This window comes from Polaribacter sp. Hel1_85 (assembly GCF_000766795.1).
Classification (GTDB): Bacteria; Bacteroidota; Bacteroidia; order Flavobacteriales; family Flavobacteriaceae; genus Polaribacter.
The window spans coordinates 744,712-752,210 of sequence record NZ_JPDS01000003.1 but is presented as its reverse complement, the minus strand read 5'-3'; the positions used below and the strand labels follow the sequence as shown (position 1 = coordinate 752,210).

The window sequence follows — 7,499 nt, the reverse complement described above, 5'->3', positions numbered from 1 at the left end:
GTTATGGAAAGTTGCGAATTTTGAGAACGGCAAATTTTCCGAAGGAAAAATTGAAGTTTGCAAAAATGGAGCAACTTTTAGTTAAGCTAAAAATAGCAATTTTTTATACACGGTGTTGCAAAATCGTTGTTTTTTTATTTCCACAATTACATTTTCCTATTTTTCGAAATTCAATTTTTGTCTGATTTTTCTGCTAATTTTTTAATTCAGATTTTTAGCATTTTACTCAATTCCGTAAACTTTCTAAATTCAGAGTTTGAGTAAGAATTCCGCCCAACTAATTTTCAGAGTTTGATTTAATTTAAACATTTGTAAATTCAAAATTTTGCTCAATTTTCACAAAATTTCACGAGCGAGAGAGTGTTCTAATTTTATTAAAATATTCGAGCAAATATTATTGTAATTATAACTCCTATAGTATAGAAAGAAGAAAAGTAGAATAATTTTTTATGAGTTTTAGATATTTTAATTTTCTTATAATTTTTAAAAGCTATTATTCCCGTTATAAAAGGACAAATAAAAAATAGAAAAAACGCTCCTAAAGAAGCTAAAGCTGTCCACAAATTTAAAATACTTGTAATGATTAATAAAAGAACAGATATATAGCAAAAATATATAAAAAAGATATGTTTTTCAGATGGTTTGTTTTCTTCTGTCATTTCAATTTACTTCATTATATTTTTCAAATTTGAGTAATTTCCGCAAACTTGCTCGACAATGTTTTGCAACGTTGTTGTGTATGGTTAGTGGCGTGTTTAAGCAACTAAGTTAGTAAATAAACACCAGATAGAATATTCCGCAGGAATATTCGTAAGTAGGCGAGGACTAGCCATTAATTATAGTCCATGTGACCCATTTGAAGTCTTTTTCAAAGAAGGAGTACTAGGCAGTATATAGTTAAGCGTTATATTGACTTCCTGTTCGGACACGACTATCTTCTCCGTTATGATTTCTATGATATTACGTTTTTGTTGCTTGGTTAATTTATCCCAATTCTCATATAATGAACGTGCTTCTTCAATAATATATCCGCTAGATTTAAATTGGTCTTTGAGTGCATATACCTCACCTTCAATCTCTGGAATTTTACGTTTGAGTTGTTGTATTTGGGTATTAGGTTTATCATAAAACTCTTTGAATCTATCTGTTTCAATTTGCCCTTTTTCATGGAGTTCAAATAGTTTTTGAATTTTTACTTCTAAAGTTTCAATCTTAGTTTTAATATTTTCAATCTCTTGTTCTTTGTCACGAATGATAGTATGTGTTCCATCAAAATAGCGATTGACTTCTTCTTCTGAAATAATGAATTCTGTAAGTTGTTCTTTGAAAATAGCTTCAATATCTTCGATGTGAATTTTTCGTTTACACTTTTTACAGGTGTACTTTGGATTACTTGATGGCACATACATGCCACCTCCACATTCGCAGAATAAGTAGCTGGTAAATAAATGAACTTTTTTGTTTAGTGGTTGTATTTTCTCTTTTTCTTGCTTTTGGATAATAGCATTCACTTCATCCCAAACCTCATCAGAAACAATACGTGGTGCTTCGTGGATATACCATTCTTTTTTATCTCTCATTACCGTTCTGCCATTCTCGTCTATTTTAGTGATGTGTGAACGTCGTATTCCTTTTGTGGTTGGGTCTTGGAGTAATCGTTTTACTGTAGTACCAGAAAACAAGCTTTTTCGTTTAGTACGATATCCTTTATCGTTTAAAATATTGGCTACGGTAGCATGACGTTTATGCTCCGTTGGTTAGATAAAGTCCGAAAAAAACGCTATAAACAATAAGCCTTTTTGTAAGTATTTCAATTTAGGTTAATGTTTTTAACTAAATTACAAAAAAGCTAACCATCAAAAAATTGAATAACATTATTCATTCTCTTGAGTAAACCATTCTTTACTAATATCACAATTTTCTGAATTAGGAGCTGGATTTGCCTCATGAATTTTAATATGTAAGGGCATAGGAACACAATTACCAAAAATTAATGCTTCCCCAGGTATTTGCTGTTTAATTTTAATCGTATAATCTTCAGAAAAATATGGGAGTACAGAGTATATAAATCTCATATCAATTTCATTTTGAATTCTATGAATTATATAATTTCCACATTGAGATAAAACCGTTGGAGATAGTTCAGATGGTCTTTGTGATGAAATAATTAAGAATAAAGAATATTTTCTTCCTTCTCGAGCAATTCTCTCAAAAATGTTTTCTTTTAGAATATAATCTGTATCTTTTTTAATATATCGGTGAGCTTCATCAAGTATCAAATGAATTGGTTTTTCTCTTCTTGTATTTCCTTTTTTAAATTTTCTATTATCAAAAATCATTCTGCTAATAACACCTGTCATGAGTTCCAAAGCATCAGTACCTACTTCGCTTGAATCAATGATGATTAATTGTGCTTTATTTTCTGAATCAATATTAAATACCTTATCCAAATAATCATTTGAATTATCATATTTAACATCAGTATATCTCATAAAATCACAATCTGGATTTGTAATAAAATAGTCTAATCTACTCAACATTGTAGAGGTAAACTCTCTAATTCTTGTATTACCTTTTGCTTCTTCCTCTAATAAGACAATATCAACAGCAGTTTTTAAAAATTTATGATCAAAAAATTCCCCAGACCTTAATCTCACTCCATCAGTTTTTATGGCTTTTTCTTCATCTACAATAATTTCAGATAAATAAGTATCTAAAGAACCATTATTATTTCCGAAACTGATGTTGCAATGATTATCTAGTTCTTCAAGAAAATCAGTAAGCTCCTCATAATTATATTCTGCATTTATCTCCTTACACTTTATAATAATTCCTTTTGCTGCGGTAATTTTTGAGGTATCACTATCTGCTTGAGAAATTATATTAGCCAAAATATATCTGAACTTCCATTTGAAATAATTTATAAATGTTTCCTTAGCATCATCTTCACTTGTTGTAAATATTTTATAAAACTTAAAACATTCTTGAAGCACCTTATCCCAAAATGGTTTTTGTGTTCTTTCAGATGCTAATAAAAATCCTAGCCACTCATCTACACTCATCAAATAATATGGTAGATGAAAAGATTTAAAAAGTTCAGAATTATGGTTGGGTTTATAAAATTTAGTTGAGATATTTTTATGTAATGAATTTTCAAAAGCAGAAGTATATTCTCCATTTACATCAAACAAAATAGTTTTAGAACCTTGTGCATCATTTTCTTTTTTTCTAAAAACATCTTGTAAAATATGTGCAATAGTATTAGATTTACCACTTCCACTATTACCTAAAATAGCAGTATGAATATTAAAAAGTTTATTGATATTTAAACTAATTTTATAATTAATCATATTTTTACTTAAGCCTATTTCAATTTCTTGATGAATCTTATTTTTTGATTCTTCTACTATTACTCTATGGCTTGAGAGGATTGATTTTATATCATTAATCGTTACGATATTTACATCACTATAAATTGAAGGAAAAATTCCAACCCCCATATTAAACTCATCTTTTTTAGTTAATGTTCCTATGGGTTTGATTACTAACTCCCTTGAACTATCCAAATTATATGTAGAATAAAGTTTACTTTCAGTACTGTGGTCAAGAACAGCAACCACTTCACAGATTATGGCATCCCCAGTAGGATTGTGTGTCTTTAAATAACTTCCAATATTTCCAAAATAATAGACTTGACCATTAAGACTTACTGTTGATGTTTTTGTAGTATGAAATAGTTTTACTCTGAACTTATCATATTCAACAGTGATTATTTTACCAATTTTCATTTGTTAAGATTTTCATTATAAAATTTAACAAACTCATTTAAACTACTACTTTCAAACTTGAAAGCATTAACGTTTGGTAAAAGTTTTTCGACTATATTATTGAAATAGTGAATTTTATTACCTTTTAAGTCTTCTCCCCAAATTTTAAAAATTCTATCATCTTCAATTTTAGAAATTTCTTTATCAGAAACATTATTTAATATTACTAAATTCATTGTTGAATTAGTAGCCAATGCTTGATAAATGATGTTATTAACATGTTCATCGCTAAAACTATAACCTATTACAAATAATACACTCAAAGGTTCAATTAACTTTCGTTGAAACTCTCTAAACATTTCTACATAAGGGCTTCCTAAACTTTTATTTTGCTTTGTTGGTGTAGGGTAGATTAGATCATTATTATCCTCTTTTGTTGGATTAAAAACTTCTTTTATTTTAAAAAATGTATTTGCATTTTTAACATCCTCAACCCAGTTTATAGACCCGTGTATTTTATATAAATGAACCATATTTTCAACTGGTTCAAATTTATCAATACTTGTATCCATTCGTTTTGAGAATGTATAATTAAATAATGCTGGATTAAAATATCTATTTAAGCCACCATTAAAACCATTTATTTAATGAATATTGAGGCTATCTAATGCTGTTTCGTTAAATAAATCATTGTTGGTAGTAAAAACATTTATCCTTGATAGATCTTTATTTCTTAAGGCAGTTTTCCGATAAAATCTTTGGTAATTTTCAATGTTTTTTTTGATAGAGGAGTCATTAAAATCAACATTAATATTTTCAAAAATTACTGTTTCTATAATATTTATTAATTCCTCACACTCCTTAAACTCTTTTAATTTAGACTCATCAGTATCATCACTTAAATACACTCGGTGAGAATAAAGAATTCCTAAAATATCTTCTAAATTCTTGTCCTTAACTCTTTTATTAATACTATTGAATTCATCTTTAATCGATTTTTGTTCTTCTGATAGTTTTGTGATTTTATCTTCAACCTTATTAAACAATTGAATCATAGTAGGGATAGCACCAGCACTTGTCCCAGAACCAAAAAGAAAGTGAATGTTTTTCATATTAAACAATTCACTTATCTTATCAGTAATTAATTGAAAAGATTTCTCTTCTACTTCATCATTTGAACTTTTTATTTCTTTCAATAGATCGGTTAGACCTTGTTGGAAATGTATTTTTATTTCACTCATTCTTTTAATTTTTCATAGTTAATAGAAGTTAAATTCTCTTTTCAAACAAATATATGAAAATCAGATGCTTATTTTTGGTTGAAGTTATTAAAAAATCTTGTCAATTCTTTTTTTGGGTTATCTATATTCCCTTACTCAAACACGTTAATCTATGTCTATGAAAACCTTTCTTGATCCATACATTAGTTACTTTGCACAAGTTGATTATAGAGACCAAAACGATCTTTTTGGCATCTATCAGCACGATAGATTATTGGGAATGTATCTTCTTGGAAAAACAGGAAGCGGAAAAACAAATGTTATGAAAACACTCATCTACCAAGATATTATTCATAGTAGAGGTTTCTGTTTATTTGATATTAATGGTGATTTACTAAAAGAAGTATTGGTTCTCATTCCAGAATATCGAACAAAAGATATTGTCCTGCTTGATGCCACCAACCCAACTACTGAAATTGGATACAATCCTCTTAAAAAAGTAAGCTTTCAAAAACGAGCTTTAATAGCTTCAAGTATATTAGAAACCTTTCAAAAATTATGGGGTCAGCAATCGTGGGGGTTGAAATTAGAATATATATTACGGAATGTTATTTTAACACTTCTTGACCAACCTAAAGCTGATTTTAGTGATATTCCTAAACTACTTTTAGAACCAAATTTTCAAAAAGATTGTTTGAAAAATATTATCAATAAAAATGTTGTTCGTTTTTGGCAATTAGAATTTCCAAAATATTCAAAAACAGATATCTTGCCTGTACTCAATAAAGTAGGTAGTTTTTTATCTATCCCGATGATTAATAAAATACTAGTGGAGAATAAAAAACAAATTTCACTTCGTACTATTATAGATTCCAATAAGATATTTTTAGTAAATCTTTCAAAAGGAAGTTTAGGAACTGATGGTGCACATCTTCTTGGTTCACTCTTACTCACTTCCCTTTCATCAGCTGGGTTTAGTCGCATTAATATTGAAGAAAATAAACGTATTCCTTTCTATATTTATCTTGATGAGTTTCAAAATTATACTACTGCATCACTTACCAATATGTTTTCAGAATTACGGAAGTTTAAAATAGGTTTCATTCTAGCTCATCAATACCTCCACCAATTACAAACAGATATTAAAAATGCTGTTCTTGGAAATATTGGAACGATTATTTGTTTTAAGTTGGGGCAAGCTGATGCTAAATATATGGCTCAAGAAATGTATCCTATATTTCAAACATCAGACTTCACTAACCTAGAGCATTTTCATATTTATTTAAAATTATTAATTAACGGAAAATCACCCGCTCCTTTTTCTGCAAAGACTATTACGATAAATGAGTTATTAGATAAATAAGATATACAGGTTTCAGAACCTGTATATCTTATTTAATTCTTGTTTATATTTTAATTTTGAATCACCCAAGTTCCTAAATCAGTACACCCACTTGGGTTCATCGTGACTGTAGATAAATCAATAGTTTTTTGATAAACAGGTCCAGGGCAAGTTAGGCATACTGGGTGACAAGCACCTAATTCAAAAACACTATCAGGGCATACCATAAATTGAACATATCCATTTATATCAGGAGAATATAATCCATCATAACCTTGATACGAAATTCCTTTAGCGCCTATTCCACATCCCGGGTTTCCGTTAGTAAATACAACTTTAATTTTTACGCAAACAAGAACATCTGAACAAGGATCATCAGCATTCCATGCACTATTTACGGAGGTTACAACACCTTGTAAAGTTGAACCATTATTTCGAAGAAAACTTCTTTCCGACCAATATCCAGTTTCTTCATTTAATTCGTATAGGTTTACTATATCTGGAGTATTTTTTGTTGTTATAGGATACGATATTTTTAATCCAGTACCCTTTTTTAAATCTAAAGGAATATTATTTTTAGAATCACTAACATTAATTTCAATAATTCCAAAAGAAGTTAAGGGATATAAATTACCATCTTTATTTTCAGCAATGTACGCCCCTGGAGCACTCATTACTTCTTCAGAATTGGTAACATCAATATAGGTTGCTTGAACGTTAATATTCCCTTTATAAAGCTTTCCTCTAATCGTAAATGCATTTTTAGGAATATTTAAAGAACCTCCATTTCCAAACTTTATAAACCCTCCTTTTTCAGTTTCTATTTCAACGATATCATTTCTCTTTTTCATTAGAACATCTAATGTCGAATTAGCCTTTATTACCTTATATAAACTAACAAAATTATCTTTTTCAAAAGTTAATACATCTCCATCTTTAAAATTAGTTCTATTAATTTTTAAATTTCCTTTTTTATCACTTTTAGCAATAACTTTTTCTCCTCTTTTTACATTAACATTTGAGAGTGGAACCATATCAGTACTTAAAATTTTCCCACTTACTGATGATTTGTTATCTACTACTAATGTTTTACAACAAATAGTAATTACCATTAATGTAAAAATAATCATTGTTTTTGTCATAAAATTACTTGATTTCTTCATAGCTTTT

5 protein-coding genes and 1 pseudogene are annotated in these 7,499 nt (G+C 28.5%); 1 reads left to right on the top strand and 5 read right to left on the bottom strand.

The genetic code is table 11. The features are described 5' to 3' along the window. Nucleotides 1–836 precede the first annotated feature (836 nt). The 4 genes and pseudogenes from PHEL85_RS16905 to PHEL85_RS18035 all read right to left on the bottom strand — a co-directional run. Nucleotides 837–1,733: pseudogene (locus tag PHEL85_RS16905) on the bottom strand (recombinase family protein); the annotation flags it as partial. Nucleotides 1,734–1,874: 141 nt separating this feature from the next. After that, nucleotides 1,875–3,788, bottom strand: coding sequence for an ATP-binding protein (locus PHEL85_RS16900; RefSeq protein ID WP_036827849.1), 1,914 nt, complete (start codon nucleotides 3,786–3,788; stop codon nucleotides 1,875–1,877). Continuing rightward, complete coding sequence (locus PHEL85_RS18040; RefSeq protein WP_052108641.1) at nucleotides 3,785–4,339, bottom strand: SIR2 family protein; 555 nt, start codon at nucleotides 4,337–4,339, stop codon at nucleotides 3,785–3,787. Before PHEL85_RS18040 ends, PHEL85_RS16900 begins: the two co-directional genes overlap by 4 nt. A 72-nt stretch (nucleotides 4,340–4,411) precedes the next feature. Continuing rightward, a complete protein-coding gene (locus PHEL85_RS18035) occupies nucleotides 4,412–5,008 on the bottom strand; it encodes a hypothetical protein (RefSeq protein ID WP_052108640.1) in 597 nt (198 codons plus the stop codon). A gap of 157 nt (nucleotides 5,009–5,165) precedes the next feature. Here PHEL85_RS18035 and PHEL85_RS16890 point away from each other — a divergent pair, with 157 nt between their 5' ends. Further along, nucleotides 5,166–6,350, top strand: coding sequence for a type IV secretory system conjugative DNA transfer family protein (locus PHEL85_RS16890; RefSeq protein WP_162179447.1), 1,185 nt, complete (start codon nucleotides 5,166–5,168; stop codon nucleotides 6,348–6,350). A gap of 50 nt (nucleotides 6,351–6,400) precedes the next feature. Here the strand turns inward: PHEL85_RS16890 and PHEL85_RS16885 are convergent, their stop codons facing one another. Further along, a complete protein-coding gene (locus tag PHEL85_RS16885; protein WP_036827845.1) occupies nucleotides 6,401–7,492 on the bottom strand; it encodes a hypothetical protein in 1,092 nt (363 codons plus the stop codon). Nucleotides 7,493–7,499 lie beyond the last annotated feature (7 nt).